Genomic DNA, 18744 nt, shown 5'->3' with positions numbered 1-18744 from the left:
CCGCCGCGCCCGGCCACCCGGCGACGTACCGATTCCGCGCCGACCCGGCACAGAGCGGGCGCGGCGCACCGGCACGGTACTGGGGAGCGGCCGCTCGGCACAGCTGCCCGAGGTTATCCACAGGCTGGGCAGCTCAGGGTTGACACCCTACGGCGCCACGTCCCACCATTGAATCCGACGAACCGAACGATCGGTCGGGAGCGGGCGGAGGCCCGACCGGGGATTCGGGCAGCCGAGGTCGAGGGGGACCGGGAATGGCGACAGCAGCCCCGCACCACCAGGGAGCAGCCGGGACGGACGCGGACCGCGCCGCGGCGTTCCAGACCGCGTTCGACGCGGCCGTGGCGGCGGACGAGCGGATCGAGCCGCGCGACTGGATGCCCGACGCCTACCGCGCGACGCTGGTGCGGCAGATCGCCCAGCACGCCCACTCCGAGATCATCGGCATGCAGCCGGAGGCCAACTGGATCACGCGCGCGCCCTCCCTGCGCCGCAAGGCGATCCTGATGGCGAAGGTCCAGGACGAGGCGGGGCACGGCCTGTACCTGTACGGCGCGGCCGAGACCCTCGGCACCAGCCGTGACGAGCTCCTCGACAAGCTGCACAGCGGCCGCCAGAAGTACTCCTCGATCTTCAATTACCCGACGCTGACCTGGGCCGACGTGGGCGCCATCGGCTGGCTGGTGGACGGCGCGGCGATCACCAACCAGGTGCCGCTGTGCCGCTGCTCGTACGGGCCCTACGCCCGCGCGATGGTCCGGGTCTGCAAAGAGGAGTCCTTCCACCAGCGGCAGGGGTACGAGCTGCTGCTGGCCCTCAGCCGCGGCACCGAGGCCCAGCACGCGATGGCCCAGGACGCCGTGGACCGCTGGTGGTGGCCGTCCCTGATGATGTTCGGCCCGCCCGACGACGAGTCGGCACACTCCGCGCAGTCCATGGAGTGGAAGATCAAGCGCCATTCGAACGACGAACTGCGCCAGCGCTTCGTCGACATCTGCGTCCCTCAGGCCGAGTCCCTCGGACTGACGCTCCCCGACCCGGAGCTGACGTGGAACGAGGAGCGCGGGCAGCACGACTTCGGGCCCATCGACTGGTCGGAGTTTCGCGAGGTCCTCCAGGGCAACGGCCCGTGCAACGAACAGCGCATCACCCAGCGCAGGCGCGCCCACGACGAGGGCGCATGGGTGCGCGAGGCCGCCGCGGCCCACGCGGCAAAACACGCCGGGACAGCGACGTCGGAAGGCAGGGCCGCATGAGCGCCACCCCCAACCCCGAGGCTTCCGGCGGCAGCCGGGGCTGGCCCCTGTGGGAGGTCTTCGTCCGCTCCCGGCGCGGCCTGTCCCACACGCACGCCGGCTCCCTGCACGCCCCGGACGCGGAGCTGGCCCTGCGCAACGCGCGGGATCTCTACACCCGCCGCGGCGAGGGCGTCTCCCTGTGGGTCGTGCCCTCCACGGCGATCACCGCCTCGTCCCCGGACGAGCGGGACCCGTTCTTCGAGCCGGCCGCCGACAAGCCGTACCGCCACCCGACGTTCTACGAGATCCCCGAGGGGGTGAAGCACCTGTGACCACCGCCCGCGAAACACTCGGCCCCACCGCGGTCACGGCGCTCGCCCTCGGCGACGACGCCCTGGTCCTCTCGCACCGCCTCGGCGAATGGGCCGGCCACGCGCCGGTCCTGGAGGAGGAGGTCGCCCTCGCGAACATCGCCCTCGACCTGCTCGGCCAGGCCCGCCTGCTGCTCGGCATGGTCGGCGACGAGGACGAGCTGGCGTTCCTGCGCGAGGAGCGTGCCTTCCGCAACCTCCAGCTCGTCGAACAGCCGAACGGGGACTTCGCCCACACCATCACCCGCCAGCTCTACTTCTCCACCTACCAGCACCTGCTGTACGCGCGCCTGGCCGAGGGCGACAGCGCGTTCGCCCCGCTGGCCGCGAAGGCCGTCAAGGAGGTCGTCTACCACCAGGACCACGCCCGGCAGTGGGCCCTGCGCCTCGGCGACGGCACCGAGGAGAGCCACCACCGCATGCAGCGCGCGGTCGACGCGCTGTGGCGCTTCACCGGCGAGATGTTCCAGCCCCTCCCCTTGGACGTCACCGGTTTCGACGTGGCCGACCTGCGGTCCCCGTGGACGGCGACCGTGACCGGCGTCCTGCGCGAAGCCACCCTCTCCGTCCCCGACGGTCCCACCACCGGCGGCTGGCGCGCGGGAGCCGGACGCCAGGGACTGCACACCGAACCGTTCGGCCGCATGCTCGCCGAGATGCAGCACCTGCACCGCAGCCACCCGGGGGCGTCATGGTGACCCTCGCCCACGACCAGGAGACGCCGCTCGAAGCCGAGTTGCGGATGCTGGCCGGTTCCGTGCCCGACCCCGAACTGCCCGTGCTGACCCTGGAGGAGCTGGGTGTCCTGCGCGCCGTGCACAGCCAGGGGCCCGGCCGTGTCGAGGTCGAGCTGAGCCCCACGTACACGGGGTGCCCGGCCATCGAGACCATGGCGAGCGACATCGAGCGCGTCCTGCACGCACACGGCATCCCCGAGGTCACCGTCCACACCGTGTTGTCGCCCGCCTGGTCGACGGACGACATCACTCCGGAGGGCCGCCGCAAACTGCGGGAGTTCGGCATAGCCCCGCCCCGCCCCACGCGCGCGGCCGGACCGGTCCCCCTCGCCCTCGGTCCGACCAGACACCGGTCCGGGCCGCCCCCGGCCGTACCCCCCGTCGCCTGCCCGCACTGCGGCGGGACCGACACCGAACTGCTCAGCCGCTTCTCCTCCACGGCCTGCAAGGCGCTCCGCCGCTGTCTGTCCTGCCGTGAACCCTTCGACCACTTCAAGGAGTTGTGATGGCCGAAGGAGGGCGTAGGGCCCGCTTCCACCGGCTGCGCGTCACCGCGGTCGACCGGCTCACCGACGACGCCGTCGCCCTTACCTTCACCGTCCCCCCGGAGCTGCGCGAGGCCTACCGCCACGCGCCCGGGCAGCACCTCACCCTGCGCGGCACGGTGGACGGCGCGGAGATACGCCGTACGTACTCGATCTGCTCCCCGGTCCCCGCCGACGGCGCACCCCGGACCCTGCGGGTCGGCGTGCGGCTCGTCGAGGGAGGAGCCTTCTCGACGTACACGCACAAGGAGATCGTCGTCGGTGACGAGCTGGAGGCGATGACCCCGGCCGGGCGCTTCACCCTCGATCCGGCGCCCGGGCACTACGCGGCAGTGGTCGGCGGCAGCGGCATCACCCCGGTCCTGTCCATCGCCGCGACGCTGCTCGAGCGCGAGCCCCGGGCCCGGTTCTGCCTGATCCGCAGCGACCGCACCGCCGCCTCGACGATGTTCCTGGACGAGGTGGCCGACCTGAAGGACCGTTACCCGGACCGGTTCCAGCTCGTCATCGTGCTCTCCCGGGAGGAGCAGCAGGCCGGTCTGGCCTCCGGCCGGCTCGACCAGGAGCGGCTCGCGGCGCTGCTGCCCGCGCTGTTGCCGGTGGAGGAGGTGGCCGGGTGGTTCCTGTGCGGGCCCTTCGGCCTGGTGCAGGGTGCAGAGCGGGCGTTGCGCGGCCTGGCGGTGCGCCGCGAGCGGATCCACGAGGAGATCTTCCACGTGGAGGACGGGCCCGCCCCGGTCCGCGCCACCACGGGGCCCGCGCCCGCGCACAGCACGGTGACGGCGCAGCTGGACGGTCGCTCGGGCACCTGGCCCGCCGGGGACGGCGAGTCCGTCCTGGAGACGGTGCTGCGCAACCGCCCGGACGCGCCCTATGCCTGCAAGGGAGGCGTCTGCGGCACTTGCCGTGCCTTCCTCGTCTCGGGCTCCGTGCGGATGGACCGGAACTTCGCGCTGGAGCCGGAGGAGACCGAGGCGGGCTATGTGCTGGCCTGCCAGTCCCATCCGGCCACGGAGGCGGTGGAGGTGGACTTCGACCGTTGACGGCCGCTCCCGGGCCTGTTCCCTTCTCGTAGAACCTGTTCTATCTTGACGCCCCGTCAGATCGCGGTGCCGTGCCCGGCTCCACCCGCACAAGGGAGTCGGTCCCGCCCCCGAACAGGCTCAGCAGGAACGGGAGGCAACCCGGTGGACTTCACCTTCTCCGAGGAGCAGCAGGCGGTCGTCGAAGCCGCCAGGGGGGTCTTCGCGCCGGTCGCTCCCGACCGGGTGCCCAGCCCCTCGCTCGTCCCCGGCGCCGTGGCCGAGGAGTTCGACCGCGCGCTGTGGGCCAAGGCCGCGGATGCCGATCTGCTGAGCCTGCTGATCGAACCGGAGTACGGCGGGGCGGGCCTGGACGCCATCGCGCTGTGCCTCGCGCTGCGCGAGGCGGCGAAGGTGCTGGCCCGGGTGCCGCTGCTCGAACACAGTGCGGCCTGCGCGGCCGTACAGGCGTACGGCGACAAGGAGTTGCGGCAGGCGCTGCTTCCCGGCGCGGGCCGCGGCGAGCGCGTGCTGACCGTCGCCTCGGCCGGCCGCACTGGCCACGACGCGGCCGATCTCGCCGTCACCGCGCGCCGCGCCGGCGAGGAGGAGGGCAGCGGCTGGGTCCTGGACGGCGTTCAGACCGCGGTGCCCTGGGCTCTGAACGCCGAGGGGATCGTCGTGCCCGCCCGCACCACCGCCGGCGCCGCGGTGCTCGCCGTGCTGCCGGGGCCCGCGACCGCCCTGCCGGGCCTGACCTTCGCCGAGCAGATCGCCACGACCGGCGAGCGTCTCGCCGAACTCCGTCTCGACGGTGTCCGCATCGCACCGCACGACCTCATCGAGTCCCCCGACGCCTGGCCCCAGTTGCAGGCACTGCTCACCACCGGCACCTGCGCCCTCGCGCTGGGCCTGGGCGAGAGCGCCCTGAGGATGACCAGCGACTACACGAGCCGACGCGAACAGTTCGGGCACCCCATCGCCACGTTCCAGGCCGTCGCCGTGCAGGCCGCCGACCGCTACATCGACCTGCGTGCGATGGAAGCCACCCTGTGGCAGGCCGCCTGGCGGCTGAGCAGCGCCGCCACCGGCCCGCTCCCCCTCGCCGGGGACGTGGCCGTCGCCAAGACCTGGGCTTCGGACGGCGTACGCCGCGTCGTGCAGACCGCCCAGCACCTGCACGGCGGCTTCGGCGCGGACACGGAGTACCCCCTGCACCGTTTCCACGCCTGGGCCAAGTATCTGGAGCTCTCCCTCGGCCCGGCCGCCGCCCACGAGGAACTGCTCGGCGACCTCCTCGCCGCCCACCCCTTGGGCTGAGCACGCGAGGACCCCGGACTGCCGATCGCGATCGGCCATAGCCGGTCGTGGCCGGTCGTGTCGGTCGCCGTCAGTCGCCGTCAGTCGCCGTCAGTCAGACGACGGAACCCGGCTGCCCGTTGTCGTCCACCACGGGACGCCCCGCCGCTTCCCATGCCTGCATGCCACCGTCCACGTTCACCGCGTCGATGCCCTGCTGCACCAGGTACTGCGTCACCTGCGCGGACCGCCCGCCGACGCGGCAGACCACGTACACCCGGCCGTCCTGCGGCGCCGCCTCGGTCAACTCGCCGTAGCGGGCGACGAACTCGCTCATCGGGATGTGCAGCGCCTCCGCGGCATGACCCGCCTGCCACTCGTCGTCCTCCCGGACGTCGAGGAGGAAGTCATCCGCCTTGAGCTCGTCGACACCGACCGTGGGCACACCAGAACCGAAAACCATGCCCCCGACGCTACCCGACCGACCCCCGACCCCACTCCGACACCCGGGGCCCGTCCCGACACCCGGCCACACCGCGACACCGGGGGCCACGCCGACACCCGGTCACACCGCGACACCCGGGACCACGCCGACACCCGGTCACCAGTACCCCCGGGCGTCACCGCAACCACACGCGTCACCGCAACCAGGATGCCCACCGCCCCCAGCCACGGCCCCGGCCCCGGCCCCTCAGGACGCGGTCAACCGCTCCAGCTCGGCCTCGCGCTCGGCGACCTGGGTGAGCAACTGCTCCGCGATCTCGTCGAGCAGGGCGTCCGGGTCCTCCGGCGCCATCCGCAGCATCGCGCCGATCGCGCTCTCCTCCAGCTCGTGCGCCACCGCGGCCAGCAGCTCCTTGCGCTGCGCCAGCCACTCCAGGCGGGCGTACAGCTCCTCGCTCGGGGTCGGCTGCCGCGCCGGCGGTACCGGGCCCGCGGCCCACTCCGCGGCGAGCTCACGCAGCAACGCCTCGTCACCGCGCCCGTACGCCGCGTTCACCCGTGCGATGAACTCGTCGCGCCGGCCCCGCTCCCCGTCGTCCTGCGCCAGGTCGGGGTGGGACTTGCGGACCAGCTCCCGGTAGAGCTTGCGGGCCTCGTCGCTGGGGCGTACCCGCTGCGGCGGCCGCACCGACTGCTCGGTCAGCATCGCGGCGGCTTCCGGGAACAGCCCGTCCCCGTCCATCCACCCGTGGAACAGTTCCTCGACGCCCGGCATCGGCATCACGCGCGCCCGCGCCTCGTCCGCCTTGCGCCGGTCCTCCGGATCGTCGGTGCGGGCCGCCGTGGCCTCGGCGATCAACGCCTCCAGCTCGTCGAGGCGCGTGTACATCGGGCCGAGCTTCTGGTGGTGGAGCCGCGAGAAGTTCTCCACCTCGACCCGGAACGTCTCCACCGCGATCTCGAACTCGATCAGCGCCTGCTCGGCAGCGCGCACCGCCCGTTCGAGGCGCTCCTCGGGCCGCTGCCGAGACTGCTCCTCCGGTTGCTCTGCCACATCGGTCTCCGGGGTCGTCACCCGTCCAGCCTAGGGCCTGTCGTCAAAGGCCCCGCCCTGATCCGGACCACCCCGCACCGACAACACCCGCGTTCCCCGCTCCGGGCCCACCCCGCGCCCCCATCAACCTGCCCCGCGCCACCCTGCATCCCGTACGACGCACGGCGCACGACGCACCCCGCACAAACCCACCCCGCATCCGCCCCACACGCCCCTCAAACCCCGGTCTCCGCCGCGATCCTCCCCTCCCGTACCGCCCGCACCAGCTCCCCGTGATCCGCCTCGGTCCGGTCCGCGTACGTCACCGCGAACGACGCGATCGCCTCGTCCAGCGCCTCGCTCTTGCCGCAGTAGCCGGCGATCTGCCGCGGGTCGGCGCTGTGCGCGTGGGCGCGGGCGAGCAGCGCCCCGGTCATCCGGGCGTAATCGTCGATCTGGTCCGCGGCGAGCGCGGCCGGGTCGACGCTGCCCTTGCGGTTCCTGAACTGCCGCACCTGGTACGGCCGTTCCTCGACCGTCGTCCAGCCGAGCAAGTTGTCGCTGACCACCTGCATCCGCTTCTGCCCGAGCACCACGCGCCGCCCCTCGTGCTCCACGGGCGCCGCCTTGAACCCGACGGCGGGCAGATGCGGCAGCAGCGCGGAGGGCCGGGCCTCCTTCACCTGGAGCACGAGCGGCTCGTCCCGGTGGTCGAGCAGAAGCACCACGTACGACCGGGTGCCGACGCTTCCGGTGCCGACGACGCGGAACGCCACGTCGTGGATCGCGTACCGCCCGAGCAACGGCAGCCGGTCCGGCGACAGCGTCTCCAGATATCCGGCGAGCGAGGCGGTGACGGCCTCGGCCTCCGCGTCCGGTATCCCGCGCAGCACCGGCGGCGCGTCCACGAACCGCCGTCCGCCGTCCTCGGCCGCGACCGTGGACTTGGCCGCGAAGCGCCCGCTGGTGTTCCGCCGCGCCTTGTCGGAGACCCGCTCCAAGGTACCGACCAGATCCTGGGCGTCGGCGTGGGAGACGAGCGCCTCGTCCGCGATCGCGTTCCACGCCTCCAGCACGGACAGCTTCGCGAGCAACCGCATGGTGCGCCGGTAGGCGCCCGCCGCGTCGTGCGCCGCCTTCCGGCAGGTGTCCTCGTCCGCCCCGGCCTCCCGCCCGGCGAGCACGAGCGAGGCGGCGAGCCGCTTGACGTCCCACTCCCAGGGCCCGTGCACCGTCTCGTCGAAGTCGTTCAGGTCGATGACGAGGCCGCCGCGCGCGTCCCCGTACAGGCCGAAGTTCCCGGCATGGGCGTCGCCGCATATCTGGGCGCCGATGCCGGTCAGCGGGGTGTGCGCCAGGTCGTGCGCCATCAGCCCCGCGCTGCCGCGCAGGAAGGCGAAGGGGGTCGCGGCCATCCGCCCGACACGCAGCGGGACCAGTCCGGCGATGCGGCCCCGGTTGCCCTCGTCGACCGCCCGCACGGCGTCGGGCCGCTCCGCGCTCACCTCGAACCGGGCGTGCGCGGTCCTCGGCACCCGCTTGCGCAGCGCCTTGCCGGCGGCTCTCGGCGAGGGGTCCCCGCCACTCGCTCCGGGACGGGTCCGCCCCGCGAACCCGGGCACCTGCGGCAACCGCCGCTCCGTCGGCGCCCCGTCCCGCCGCACCGCGGTCGCCGCCGCGTCGTCGTCTTCCCGCCCACCCATGCCGGCCGCCTCCCACCCCGTACGGGACCGCGTCCGCAGTCCCCACTCCGAAGATCCCCATCCCGAACGGACACGACCGTACCGCCGCCCGGAAAACGCCGTCAGAGCCTGTGGACAACCCACCACCTGTGGAAAACCCCGGCCCCCGCCCGCCCGCGACCGGCGCCCCCGCCCGCCTTACTTCCGGAACTCCTCCGGACACGTCCCGCCCTCGTCCCCGAGGTACTTCTCCGCCCACGCCCCCAGCTCCGCCAGCGACGGCTGGAGCGCCGAGCCCGCCGTGGTGAGCCGGTACGCGACGCGCAGCGGAGGCCCCTCGTCGACCTGGCGCACGACGAGTCCGGCCGTGCCCAGTTCGGTGAGCCGGTCGGACAGCATGCGTTCGCTGATCCCAGGGATGGCCCGGCGCAGGTCGGAGAAGTGGACCGGCCCCTGCATCAGGACCGCCACGATCAGCCCGGTCCACCGCTTGCCGAGCAGGCCGAAGACGCGCGTCATACCGATGTCGACCCCGGTGCATCCCTGCGGCTCGCGTGCGGCGCCGGCACACGACCCCAGCACCTCAGCCCCGTTCTTCCGGTGTCCCCGGTGTTCCCGCTGGTCTTCCCCGTCGCCCGCCATGCATCCAGCGTACTGCGCTCACGTAGGGGGCTAAAGAAAAGTAAGTCCCTGTGCTATTACTAGTTACGTACTGAACTTCACTCCGACCCCAACGGGAGACATCTCATGGCCACGCTGCTGCACCTCGACTCGTCCGTCTTCCCGGGCACCGCTTCCGCCTCGCGCACCGTCACGGACGCGTTCCGCGCGGCCTGGCAGGAGCAGCACCCGGACGGCACGGTCATCTACCGCGATCTGGCCGCGGACCCGGTGCCCCACATCACCGCCGACGCCCACCTCGCCGGCTTCGCCGATCCGGCCGCGCACACGCCCGCGCAAAGCGCCGCCTTCGCCGCGCGCATCGCGCTGATCGAGGAGCTGGAGCAGGCGGACGCCGTCCTGATCGGCGCCCCGATGTACAACTTCGCGATCCCGTCGACCCTGAAGGCGTGGCTGGACAACGTGATCCTGATCGGCCGCACCGCGGGCGTCGACGCGCCCTCCGCGCAGGGCACCCCGGTCACCGTCGTCGCCAGCCGCGGCGGCTCCTACGCACCGGGCACCCCGCGCGCGGGCATGGACCACGTGCAGAACTACCTGGAGTCGGTCCTGCGCGACGGCCTTGGCCTGGAGCTCCACTTCATCGTCCCGGAGCTGACCATGGCCCCGAGCAACCCCGCCATGTCCGACCTGGTCCCGCTCTACGAGACGTCGCGCGAGGCGGCGCTCGACGCCGCCCGGACCAAGGGCAAGGAACTCGCCGCCCGCCTCGCCGCGTGACGTGACGCCCGCTCAAGCGAAGGTGACATAAACCACAGCGCACTGCCCACAGGGCGTCGCGGCCCCCGTCCGCGGCGCCCTGCGCGCGTCGGCACCCGCCGCCCCTGACAACGCGAAAGCCCCGCAGGTCCGGAGACCTGCGGGGCTTTCAGCTGTGCGCGAGGGGGGAGTTGAACCCCCACGCCCTTTCGGGCACTGGAACCTGAATCCAGCGCGTCTGCCTATTCCGCCACCCGCGCATTGGGTGTGTCTTCCGGGCCTTGCCCTTTCGGGGTGAGCGCCTTCCGACATGCAGAAGATTAGCACGCTGCGGAGGGTGGGTTCACCTCCGTTTCCGTGGCCCCCTGGCGGGCACCTGACACGGCGGACCTCGCCGAACCGCGCCGCACCCCGGCCCTCCACGGCCCGGCTCGGCGAGACGCCGACCGCTCCACAGCCGCGTACGGGACACTGTCCGGAGGCCACCTCTACGATCCTTCTTAGGAAGGGCTGTGAGCGTCGACACTCATCCACTGTGCGAGCAGGGGGAACCAGCCGATTTCCCGGCGCGTGGATACGATCAGTAAGCAGTACCGAGAAGCGGCAGCGGCAAGCAGGGCGGCTACGAAGGAGGAGGTGCCCCATGGGAGTCCTGAAGAAGTTCGAGCAGCGGCTTGAGGGTCTGGTCAACGGCACCTTCGCCAAGGTCTTCAAGTCCGAGGTGCAGCCCGTCGAGATCGCGGGCGCGCTCCAACGCGAGTGCGACAACAACGCGACGATCTGGAACCGCGAGCGGACCGTCGTCCCCAACGACTTCATCGTGGAGCTGAGCGCGCCGGACTACGAACGCCTGAGCCCCTACTCCGGGCAGCTCGGCGACGAACTCTCCGGCATGGTGCGCGACTACGCGAAGCAGCAGCGCTACTCCTTCATGGGCCCCATCAAGGTGCACCTGGAGAAGGCGGAGGACCTGGACACGGGTCTGTACCGGGTACGCAGCCGCACCCTCGCGTCGTCCACCAGTCAGGAACACCCCGGCCCGCCCGAGCGGCCCGCCGCGGCCCGTCCGAACCAGGCGCCCGGCGGCTACAGCTACCAGCAGCAGTCCGCCGCCCCGCCGATGCCGTCGGCGCCGCCGCCCGGCCGTCCGGCCGCACCCGTGCCCGGCGCCGCCGGCGCGGCGCAGCGCCCCGGCGCGGGACCGCTGCCCGGCACCCGCGTCCGTCACTGGATCGAGATCAACGGCAGTCGCCACCAGATCTCCCGGCCGACCCTCGTGCTCGGCCGTTCCACCGAGGCGGACGTACGGATTGACGACCCCGGCGTCTCGCGCCGGCACTGTGAGATCCGGACCGGAACGCCCTCGACGATCCAGGATCTCGGGTCCACCAACGGCATCGTGGTGGACGGACAGCACACCACCCGCGCTACGCTCCGCGACGGCTCGCGGATCGTCGTGGGTCAAACCACCATCGTTTATCGGCAAGCCGAAGGGTGAAGCGGGGGCAATGTCAGAGCTGACCCTGACGGTCATGCGGCTGGGTTTCCTGGCCGTTCTGTGGCTGTTCGTGATCGTGGCCGTCCAGGTCATCCGCAGCGATCTGTTCGGTACGCGTGTCACGCAGCGCGGCGCGCGCCGCGAGGGCGCGCGTCCGCAGCAGACCGCACGGCAGGCGGCCACGCCGCCTGCACCCCAGCGCCAGCAGCAGGGCGGCGGGCGGCAGCGCCGCGGCGCCCCCTCCAAGCTGGTCGTCTCCGAAGGCACCCTCACGGGTACGACGGTGGCGCTGCAGGGGCAGACGATCACGCTCGGCCGCGCGCACGACAGCACGATCGTCCTGGACGACGACTACGCGTCCAGCAGGCACGCCAGGATCTATCCGGACCGGGACGGCCAGTGGATCGTCGAGGATCTCGGGTCCACCAACGGCACGTATCTCGACCGGACCCGTCTCACGACCCCCACGCCGGTCCCGCTGGGCGCACCGATCCGCATCGGCAAGACCGTCATCGAGCTGCGGAAGTAGTGCTACATCATGAATGAGCGCGAGCGGAGCGAGCGAGCCGGCGCGGCGGTCCCCAACCAGGACACCAGCGCGCTCCCGACCGGAGGGTGGGCACCGTGCGGATGTACCCGGAGTCAGAATCCACGGGGCAGGTGCGCATGAGTCTGTCACTGCGTTTCGCCGCCGGATCGCACAAGGGCATGATCCGCGAGGGCAACGAGGACTCGGGTTACGCCGGTCCCCGGCTGCTCGCGATCGCCGACGGCATGGGGGGCCAGGCCGCCGGTGAGGTGGCCTCGTCCGAGGTGATCTCCACCATCGTCGCGCTCGACGACGACGTGCCGGGGTCGGACATCCTGACCTCGCTGGGCACCGCCGTGCAGCGGGCCAACGACCAGCTGCGCGTGATGGTCGAGGAGGACCCCCAGCTCGAAGGCATGGGGACCACCCTGACCGCGCTGCTGTGGACCGGCCAGCGGCTCGGGCTCGTCCACGTCGGCGACTCGCGCGCCTACCTGCTGCGCGACGGCGTGCTCACGCAGATCACCCAGGACCACACCTGGGTGCAGCGCCTCGTCGACGAGGGCCGCATCACCGAGGAGGAGGCCACCACGCACCCGCAGCGCTCGCTGCTGATGCGTGCGCTGGGCAGCGGCGACCACGTCGAGCCCGACCTCTCCATTCGCGAGGTGCGGGCCGGCGACCGGTACCTGATCTGCTCCGACGGCCTGTCCGGCGTCGTCTCGCACCAGACGATGGAGGAGACGCTCGCCAGCTACCAGGGCCCGCAGGAGACGGTCCAGGACCTGATCCAGCTCGCCCTGCGCGGCGGCGGCCCCGACAACGTCACGGTGATCGTCGCCGACGTCCTGGACATCGACGGCGGTGACACCCTCGCCGGCCAGATCTCCGACGCCCCGGTCATCGTGGGCGCGGTCGCCGAGAACCAGCACCAGCTGCACGACGGCGGCGCCATGCAGACCCCGGCGGGCCGGGCGTCGAACCTGGGCCGGCCGGCGGCGGGCCAGGGCGGTGGCGGCGGCGAGTTCGGCCCGCCCGGCAGCGGGGAGCCGGCCGGCTACGCGCCCGAGGGGAACTTCGGCGCGTACGCGGACGAGGAGTACGACAAACCGCGCCGCGGCCGCAAGTGGATCAAGAGGTCGCTCTACACCGTGCTCGCGCTCGCCGTCATCGGCGGCGGTCTCTACGGCGGATACCGCTGGACGCAGACGCAGTACTTCGTCGGCTCGAACGACGAGCACGTGGCGCTCTACCGCGGCATCAACCAGGACCTCGCCTGGGTCAGCCTCTCCAAGGTCGAAAAGGACCACCCCGAGATCGAGCTCAAGTACCTGCCTCCGTACCAGAAGAAGCAGGTCGAGGCGTCGATCGCCGAGGGGGACCTGGCCGCCGCCCAGGACAAGATCGTGGAGCTGTCCGCGCAGGCCGGCGCCTGCAAGAAGCAGGCCGAGCGGCAGCAGGCCGAGACCGAGAACAACGCGAAGACCGGCGAGGGCGAGGCGGGCGGCACCACCGGCACCGCCTCCAAGGCGTCGCTGCGCAAGGTCACGCCCACGCCGAACCCGTCGAACTCGCCGTCCGGCAAGGCGAAGTCACCGTCACCCACGCCCACCCCTGGCCCCACTCTCTCCGAGGAAGAGCAGCAGCTGGCCAAGGCGTGCGCACAGCAGTAGAAGCCGTTGGGGGCCACAGCACGCCATGAGTAGTAGTTCCACGACCCATACGTCGACCATCGGCGCGATCGGCGCACCCAGCCGGCGCAACACCGAGCTGGCGCTCCTCGCGTTCGCCGTGATCATCCCCGTCTTCGCCTACGCCAACGTGGGGCTGGCCATCGACGGCTCGCTCCCCGCGGGCCTGCTCGGTTACGGGCTCGGCCTCGGGCTGCTCGCCGGCGTCGCCCACATCGTCGTCCGCAAGTTCGCGGCCTACGCGGACCCGCTGCTGCTGCCACTGGCGACGCTGCTCAACGGGCTCGGTCTGGTCGTCATCTGGCGGCTCGACCAGTCGGAGCGGCTGCAGCGCCTGGGCAAGCTCGCCTACGGGGCGTTCAGCCCGTCGGCGCCCAAGCAGCTGATGTACTCGGCCATCGGCATCGCGCTGTTCGTCGGCGTACTGATGCTGCTCAAGGACCACCGCATCCTTCAGCGCTACACGTACATCTCGATGGTCGGCTCGATCATCCTGCTGCTGCTCCCGCTCGTGCCCGGTCTCGGCATGAACGTCTTCGGCGCCAAGATCTGGATCCACATCGGCGGCTTCTCCATCCAGCCCGGTGAGTTCGCCAAGATCGTCATCGCGATCTTCTTCGCCGGCTACCTGATGGTGAAGCGGGACGCGCTGGCCCTGGCCAGCCGCCGCTTCCTGGGTCTTTACCTGCCGCGCGGCCGTGACCTGGGCCCGATCATCGTCGTCTGGGCGATGTCGATCCTCATCCTGGTCTTCGAGACCGACCTCGGTACGTCGCTGCTGTTCTTCGGCATGTTCGTCGTGATGCTGTACGTCGCCACCGAGCGCACCAGCTGGATCGTCTTCGGTCTGCTGATGTCCGCCGTCGGCGCGGTCACCGTCGCGACCTTCGAGCCGCACGTCCAGGAACGCGTCGACGCCTGGCTGAACCCGTTCTCCGATGCGGTCATCCAGTCCACGGGCTCCGACCAGATCGCCCAGTCCCTGATGGCGTTCGGCTCCGGCGGCGTCCTCGGCACCGGCCTCGGCCAGGGCAACTCCGACCTGATCGGCTTCGCCGCCAACTCCGACTTCGTCCTGGCCACCTACGGCGAGGAGATGGGCCTGGCCGGTGTCATGGCCGTCCTGCTCATCTACGGGCTGATCGTCGAGCGGGGTGTGCGCACCGCACTCGCGGCCCGCGACCCCTTCGGCAAGCTGCTCGCGGTCGGCCTCTCCGGCGCCTTCGCGATCCAGGTGTTCGTCGTCGCCGGCGGCGTCATGGGCCTCATCCCGCTGACCGGTATGACGATGCCCTTCCTCGCCTACGGCGGTTCCTCGGTGATCGCGAACTGGGCGCTCATCGGCATCCTCATCCGCATCAGCGACACCGCCCGCCGCCCGGCGCCCGCCCCCGCCCCCAACCCCGACGCCGAGATGACCCAGGTGGTCCGACCGTGAACAAGCCCCTGCGCCGCATCGCGATCTTCTGTGGTCTGCTCGTCCTCGCCCTGCTGATCCGCGACAACTGGCTCCAGTACGTCCAGGCCGACTCGCTCCAGACGAACGAGAAGAACCGCCGCGTCACCATCGAGCGGTACGCCCAGCCGCGCGGCGACATCATCGTCGACGGCAAGCCCATCACCGGCTCGAAGGCGACCTCCGGCACCGACCTGAAGTACAAGCGGACCTGGAAGAACGGGCCCATGTGGTCGCCCGTCACCGGCTACGCCTCGCAGATCGTCGGCGCCACCCAGCTGGAGTCCATCGAGGACGGCATTCTCACCGGCAACGACGACCGGCTCTTCTTCCGCCGCACCCTCGACATGATCACGGGCAAGAAGAAGGAGGGTGGCAACGTCACGACCACCCTGAACGCCGCCGCGCAGCAGGCCGCGTACGACGGTCTGAAGACCCGCGGCAAGGGTGCCGTCGCCGCCATCGAGCCCTCCACCGGCAAGATCCTCGCGCTCGCCTCCACACCGTCGTACGACCCCTCGGTCTTCGCCGGCAACTCCACCAAGGACAGCGAGACCTTCGGCAAGCTCGACAAGGACAAGGACAAGCCGCTCCTCAACCGGGCGCTGCGCGAGACGTACCCGCCGGGCTCCACGTTCAAGCTGGTCACGGCCGCGGCCGCGCTGGAGAGCGGCAACTACGACCCGGACAAGGCGACCGACACCCCGCTGCCGTGGACGATGCCGGGCACCACGCAGCCGCTGAAGAACGAGGGCAACATCCCGTGTAAGAACGCGACGCTGCGGGTCGCCCTGAAGGTCTCCTGCAACACCGTGTTCGGCAAGATCGGCGCCGACCTCGGCACCGACAAGATGGCCGAGGAGGCCGAGAAATTCGGCTTCAACGAGCAGCAGTTCGTCCCGGTCCGCTCCAACGCGTCGAACTTCGACACCAAGATGAACCTGTCGTCGACGGCGCTGTCCTCCATCGGCCAGTACAACACCGCCGCCACCCCGCTCCAGATGGCCATGGTCGCGTCTGCGATCGCGAACGACGGCAAGCTGATGGAGCCGTACATGGTCGACGAGCTCCAGGCCCCGAACCTCGACACGATCGAGAAGACGGAGCCCAAGGAGATGAGCCGGCCGCTCTCCGAGGAGAACGCGCAGAAGCTCCAGTCGATGATGGAGACGGTCGTCAACGACCCGGGCGGCACCGGCGGCAACGCCAAGATCCCCAACGTCACCGTCGGCGGCAAGACCGGTACCGCCCAGCACGGTGTCGACAACAGCGAGAATCCCTACGCCTGGTTCGTCTCGTACGCGAAGACCGACTCGGGCTTTCCGGTCGCCGTGGCCGTCGTGGTCGAGGACAGCGCGGCCAGCCGTCAGGACATCTCGGGTGGCGGTCTCGCCGCCCCGATCGCGAAGAGCGTGATGGAAGCGGTCATCGGCAAGAAGGGGTGACCCACGGGTGACCCACGTGACGGGGGCCGCCGGGAGGTTCACCCCTCCTTGTGACCCCTGTCACCCGTTCTTCACAGAGACGCACGTGGCGATACCGGTCCTGTCACGGGTCACGGTGGTGGCCAGGTCATGTCGGGCAAGCCGGGTACGGTATGCCCGGACAGCACACCGCCCGACCCCGCACGGGACGGTCGGGACCGACGGAGAGGGCTGGTAGGTAACCATGGAAGAGCCGCGTCGCCTCGGCGGCCGGTACGAGCTGGGCCACGTGCTCGGCCGTGGTGGCATGGCCGAGGTCTACCTCGCGCATGACTCCCGGCTGGGGCGCACGGTGGCGGTGAAGACGCTGCGGGTGGACCTCGCACGCGACCCGTCGTTCCAGGCCCGGTTCCGCCGGGAGGCCCAGTCGGCCGCCTCGCTCAACCATCCCGCGATCGTGGCGGTGTACGACACGGGCGAGGACTACGTCGACCAGGTCTCCATCCCGTACATCGTGATGGAGTACGTCGACGGCTCCACGCTCCGTGAGCTTCTGCACAGCGGCCGCAAGCTGCTGCCGGAGCGCGCCATGGAGATGACCGTCGGCATCCTCCAGGCCCTGGAGTACTCGCACCGGGCGGGCATCGTCCACCGCGACATCAAGCCCGCCAACGTGATGCTGACCCGCAACGGCCAGGTCAAGGTCATGGACTTCGGCATCGCCCGCGCCATGGGCGACTCCGGCATGACGATGACGCAGACCGCGGCGGTCATCGGCACCGCGCAGTACCTCTCCCCCGAGCAGGCCAAGGGCGAGCAGGTCGACGCCCGCTCCGACCTGTACTCGACGGGCTGCCTGCTCTACGAGCTGCTCACCGTGCGGCCGCCGTTCGTCGGCGACTCGCCGGTCGCGGTCGCGTACCAGCACGTGCGCGAGGAGGCGCAGGCGCCGAGCGTCTTCGACGCCGAGATCACGCCCGAGATGGACGCGATCGTCCTCAAGGCCCTGACCAAGGACCCGGACTACCGCTACCAGTCGGCCGACGAGATGCGGGCCGACATCGAGGCCTGCCTCGACGGCCAGCCCGTCGCGGCCACCGCCGCCATGGGCGCGGTCGGCTACGGCGGGAGCGACGGCTACGGCTCCGACCAGCAGACCGCCATGCTCCACTCGCAGAACGGCGCGGCGCCCACGTCGATGCTGCCCCCGGTCAACGCGGACGACGGCGGCTACGGCTACGACGACCGCCCCGACCGGCGCAAGCAGGGCAAGAACCGCACCTCGACGATCCTGCTGGTGGTCGCCGGCATCCTCGTCCTGATCGGCGCGATCCTCATCGGGAAGTACGTCTCCAGCGGGGACGGCGGTGACGACGGCGACGTCACCGTGCCGTCCCTGGTCGGCGAGACGTTCGAGGAGGCCCAGCGGAAGGCCGAGAACGTCGATCTGAAGGTCGTCCGCGGCGACAGCATGGCGTGCGAGGACCAGCCCGCCAAGCACGTCTGCGAGCAGGACCCGGCGGACGGCAAGCTCGCCAAGAACGACACGATCACCGTCCGCATGTCGACGGGCGCGCCCAAGGTCGCGGTCCCGGACGTGAAGGGCCTCTCCTACGAGGACGCCGAGGCGGAGCTGAAGGACAAGGGCTTCACCAACATCAAGAAGACCACCAAGGAGTCCGAGCGGACCCCGGGCAAGGTCATCGAGCAGGATCCCGCGGGCGACACCAAGCTCGAGAAGGGTGCCGAGATCACCCTGACGGTCGCCACGGAGAAGGCGACCACCACGGTCCCGAACGTCTCCGGCGGCAACCTCACCTGCGACCAGGCGAAGCAGCAGCTCGAGGCCAGCAACCTCAAGGCCAGTTGCACGGAGGAGGAGAACGCCGGCGTCGAGGCCGGCAAGGTCTTCTCCCAGAACCTCTCCGCGGGCACCAAGGCCGACCCGGGCTCCACGGTGCAGCTGAAGGTCGCCAAGGCGCCCGCGCAGAAGGCGGTCCCGGGCGTCATCGGCCAGAAGGTCAAGGACGCCAAGAAGATGCTGCAGGACGCCGGCTTCACGAACATCCAGTTCGCCGGCGGCAGCGACCAGGGCGACGACGCCCGCGTCATCCAGCAGGACCCGGCCGGCAACACCCCGTCCGACCCCGCGAAGACCACGGTGACGCTGACCACGATCGGTGGCGGTGGCGGCGGGGACAACGGAGGCAACGGCGGCAACGGGAACAATGGGGGCAACGGCAACGGCGGCTTCATCGGCGGCTTCGGCAACGACGGCTGACCGCCCCGCCCCCGGCGGATACGACGGAGCCCCGATCCCAGGAAGGGATCGGGCCCGTCGCCCCGAGTACGCGGCCGCCCCACTCGGCGGGTGCCCGCGGGACGCCGTGGCGCA

General features: G+C 71.2%; 17 protein-coding genes and 1 tRNA gene. 13 read left to right on the top strand and 5 right to left on the bottom strand.

The genetic code is table 11. The annotated features are described in order from the left end of the window. Nucleotides 1-254 precede the first annotated feature (254 nt). The 6 genes from paaA to ABZY33_RS26160 all read left to right on the top strand — a co-directional run bounded on the left by paaA (nucleotide 255) and on the right by ABZY33_RS26160 (nucleotide 5233). The gene (paaA, locus tag ABZY33_RS26185; RefSeq protein ID WP_356494122.1) at nucleotides 255-1256 is read left to right on the top strand and encodes a 1,2-phenylacetyl-CoA epoxidase subunit PaaA; all 1002 of its coding nucleotides are present in this window, start codon (nucleotides 255-257) and stop codon (nucleotides 1254-1256) included. Further along, nucleotides 1253-1570: a 1,2-phenylacetyl-CoA epoxidase subunit PaaB gene (gene paaB / locus ABZY33_RS26180; RefSeq protein ID WP_356494121.1), complete on the top strand. Its 318-nt coding sequence runs from the start codon at nucleotides 1253-1255 to the stop codon at nucleotides 1568-1570. The genes paaA and paaB overlap by 4 nt, the downstream gene beginning before the upstream one ends. Then, complete coding sequence (gene paaC, locus ABZY33_RS26175; protein ID WP_356494120.1) at nucleotides 1567-2307, top strand: 1,2-phenylacetyl-CoA epoxidase subunit PaaC; 741 nt, start codon at nucleotides 1567-1569, stop codon at nucleotides 2305-2307. The genes paaB and paaC overlap by 4 nt, the downstream gene beginning before the upstream one ends. Continuing rightward, nucleotides 2301-2852, top strand: a complete 552-nt coding sequence (paaD, locus tag ABZY33_RS26170; RefSeq protein WP_356494119.1) for a 1,2-phenylacetyl-CoA epoxidase subunit PaaD — start codon at nucleotides 2301-2303, stop codon at nucleotides 2850-2852. The genes paaC and paaD overlap by 7 nt, the downstream gene beginning before the upstream one ends. Then, complete coding sequence (gene paaE / locus ABZY33_RS26165) at nucleotides 2852-3934, top strand: 1,2-phenylacetyl-CoA epoxidase subunit PaaE (protein WP_356494118.1); 1083 nt, start codon at nucleotides 2852-2854, stop codon at nucleotides 3932-3934. Before paaD ends, paaE begins: the two co-directional genes overlap by 1 nt. A 144-nt stretch (nucleotides 3935-4078) precedes the next feature. Continuing rightward, a complete protein-coding gene (locus ABZY33_RS26160; protein WP_356494117.1) occupies nucleotides 4079-5233 on the top strand; it encodes an acyl-CoA dehydrogenase family protein in 1155 nt (384 codons plus the stop codon). A 94-nt stretch (nucleotides 5234-5327) separates the two neighbouring features. On the opposite strand, the gene ABZY33_RS26155 is transcribed toward ABZY33_RS26160, so the two are convergent. From ABZY33_RS26155 to ABZY33_RS26140, 4 genes are all read right to left on the bottom strand, one after another. Then, nucleotides 5328-5675, bottom strand: coding sequence for a rhodanese-like domain-containing protein (locus ABZY33_RS26155; RefSeq protein ID WP_356494116.1), 348 nt, complete (start codon nucleotides 5673-5675; stop codon nucleotides 5328-5330). 228 nt (nucleotides 5676-5903) lie between these two features. Next, the gene (locus ABZY33_RS26150) at nucleotides 5904-6731 is read right to left on the bottom strand and encodes a hypothetical protein (RefSeq protein ID WP_356494115.1); all 828 of its coding nucleotides are present in this window, start codon (nucleotides 6729-6731) and stop codon (nucleotides 5904-5906) included. A 194-nt stretch (nucleotides 6732-6925) separates the two neighbouring features. Then, nucleotides 6926-8392 (bottom strand): DUF2252 domain-containing protein, encoded by a 1467-nt coding sequence (locus ABZY33_RS26145; RefSeq protein WP_356494114.1) that lies wholly within the window; start codon nucleotides 8390-8392, stop codon nucleotides 6926-6928. A gap of 177 nt (nucleotides 8393-8569) precedes the next feature. After that, nucleotides 8570-8890, bottom strand: coding sequence for a helix-turn-helix domain-containing protein (locus ABZY33_RS26140; protein ID WP_356494156.1), 321 nt, complete (start codon nucleotides 8888-8890; stop codon nucleotides 8570-8572). A gap of 228 nt (nucleotides 8891-9118) precedes the next feature. Between ABZY33_RS26140 and ABZY33_RS26135 the strand changes: the two genes are divergently transcribed. Next, a complete protein-coding gene (locus tag ABZY33_RS26135; RefSeq protein ID WP_356494113.1) occupies nucleotides 9119-9772 on the top strand; it encodes an NAD(P)H-dependent oxidoreductase in 654 nt (217 codons plus the stop codon). A gap of 155 nt (nucleotides 9773-9927) precedes the next feature. On the opposite strand, the gene ABZY33_RS26130 is transcribed toward ABZY33_RS26135, so the two are convergent. Continuing rightward, a tRNA-Leu gene (locus ABZY33_RS26130) sits at nucleotides 9928-10011 on the bottom strand. 383 nt (nucleotides 10012-10394) lie between these two features. On the opposite strand from ABZY33_RS26130, the gene ABZY33_RS26125 reads away from it, so the two are divergent. The 6 genes from ABZY33_RS26125 to pknB all read left to right on the top strand — a co-directional run bounded on the left by ABZY33_RS26125 (nucleotide 10395) and on the right by pknB (nucleotide 18630). Beyond that, nucleotides 10395-11249 carry a DUF3662 and FHA domain-containing protein gene (locus ABZY33_RS26125; RefSeq protein ID WP_356494112.1) on the top strand — a complete coding sequence of 285 codons (855 nt, stop codon included), beginning with the start codon at nucleotides 10395-10397 and terminating at the stop codon, nucleotides 11247-11249. A gap of 10 nt (nucleotides 11250-11259) precedes the next feature. Continuing rightward, nucleotides 11260-11778, top strand: a complete 519-nt coding sequence (locus ABZY33_RS26120; RefSeq protein ID WP_356494111.1) for an FHA domain-containing protein — start codon at nucleotides 11260-11262, stop codon at nucleotides 11776-11778. A gap of 137 nt (nucleotides 11779-11915) precedes the next feature. Continuing rightward, nucleotides 11916-13451, top strand: coding sequence for a Stp1/IreP family PP2C-type Ser/Thr phosphatase (locus tag ABZY33_RS26115; protein WP_356494110.1), 1536 nt, complete (start codon nucleotides 11916-11918; stop codon nucleotides 13449-13451). A gap of 25 nt (nucleotides 13452-13476) precedes the next feature. After that, nucleotides 13477-14907: an FtsW/RodA/SpoVE family cell cycle protein gene (locus ABZY33_RS26110; RefSeq protein ID WP_356494109.1), complete on the top strand. Its 1431-nt coding sequence runs from the start codon at nucleotides 13477-13479 to the stop codon at nucleotides 14905-14907. Then, entirely contained in the window at nucleotides 14904-16370 is a 1467-nt protein-coding gene (locus tag ABZY33_RS26105) for a penicillin-binding transpeptidase domain-containing protein (RefSeq protein WP_356494108.1), read from the top strand. Before ABZY33_RS26110 ends, ABZY33_RS26105 begins: the two co-directional genes overlap by 4 nt. 223 nt (nucleotides 16371-16593) lie before the next feature. Next, a complete protein-coding gene (pknB, locus tag ABZY33_RS26100; protein WP_356494107.1) occupies nucleotides 16594-18630 on the top strand; it encodes a Stk1 family PASTA domain-containing Ser/Thr kinase in 2037 nt (678 codons plus the stop codon). The last annotated feature ends 114 nt before the right edge of the window (nucleotides 18631-18744 follow it).

Source organism: Streptomyces sp. NPDC006552 (assembly GCF_040611655.1).
GTDB lineage: Bacteria > Actinomycetota > Actinomycetes > Streptomycetales > Streptomycetaceae > Streptomyces.
This window is presented reverse-complemented; position numbering and strand designations above follow the sequence as displayed.

What these genes read in the sequence shown, in the direction of transcription:
- paaA (WP_356494122.1), top strand. Translation starts at nt 255, where the DNA reads ATGGCGACAGCAGCCCCGCACCACCAGGGAGCAGCCGGGACGGACGCG.
- paaB (WP_356494121.1), top strand. Translation starts at nt 1,253, where the DNA reads ATGAGCGCCACCCCCAACCCCGAGGCTTCCGGCGGCAGCCGGGGCTGG.
- paaD (WP_356494119.1), top strand. Translation starts at nt 2,301, where the DNA reads ATGGTGACCCTCGCCCACGACCAGGAGACGCCGCTCGAAGCCGAGTTG.
- paaE (WP_356494118.1), top strand. Translation starts at nt 2,852, where the DNA reads ATGGCCGAAGGAGGGCGTAGGGCCCGCTTCCACCGGCTGCGCGTCACC.
- ABZY33_RS26155 (WP_356494116.1), bottom strand. Translation starts at nt 5,675, where the DNA reads ATGGTTTTCGGTTCTGGTGTGCCCACGGTCGGTGTCGACGAGCTCAAG.
- ABZY33_RS26145 (WP_356494114.1), bottom strand. Translation starts at nt 8,392, where the DNA reads ATGGGTGGGCGGGAAGACGACGACGCGGCGGCGACCGCGGTGCGGCGG.
- ABZY33_RS26140 (WP_356494156.1), bottom strand. Translation starts at nt 8,890, where the DNA reads ATGACGCGCGTCTTCGGCCTGCTCGGCAAGCGGTGGACCGGGCTGATC.
- ABZY33_RS26135 (WP_356494113.1), top strand. Translation starts at nt 9,119, where the DNA reads ATGGCCACGCTGCTGCACCTCGACTCGTCCGTCTTCCCGGGCACCGCT.
- ABZY33_RS26125 (WP_356494112.1), top strand. Translation starts at nt 10,395, where the DNA reads ATGGGAGTCCTGAAGAAGTTCGAGCAGCGGCTTGAGGGTCTGGTCAAC.
- ABZY33_RS26120 (WP_356494111.1), top strand. Translation starts at nt 11,260, where the DNA reads ATGTCAGAGCTGACCCTGACGGTCATGCGGCTGGGTTTCCTGGCCGTT.
- ABZY33_RS26115 (WP_356494110.1), top strand. Translation starts at nt 11,916, where the DNA reads ATGAGTCTGTCACTGCGTTTCGCCGCCGGATCGCACAAGGGCATGATC.
- ABZY33_RS26110 (WP_356494109.1), top strand. Translation starts at nt 13,477, where the DNA reads ATGAGTAGTAGTTCCACGACCCATACGTCGACCATCGGCGCGATCGGC.
- pknB (WP_356494107.1), top strand. Translation starts at nt 16,594, where the DNA reads ATGGAAGAGCCGCGTCGCCTCGGCGGCCGGTACGAGCTGGGCCACGTG.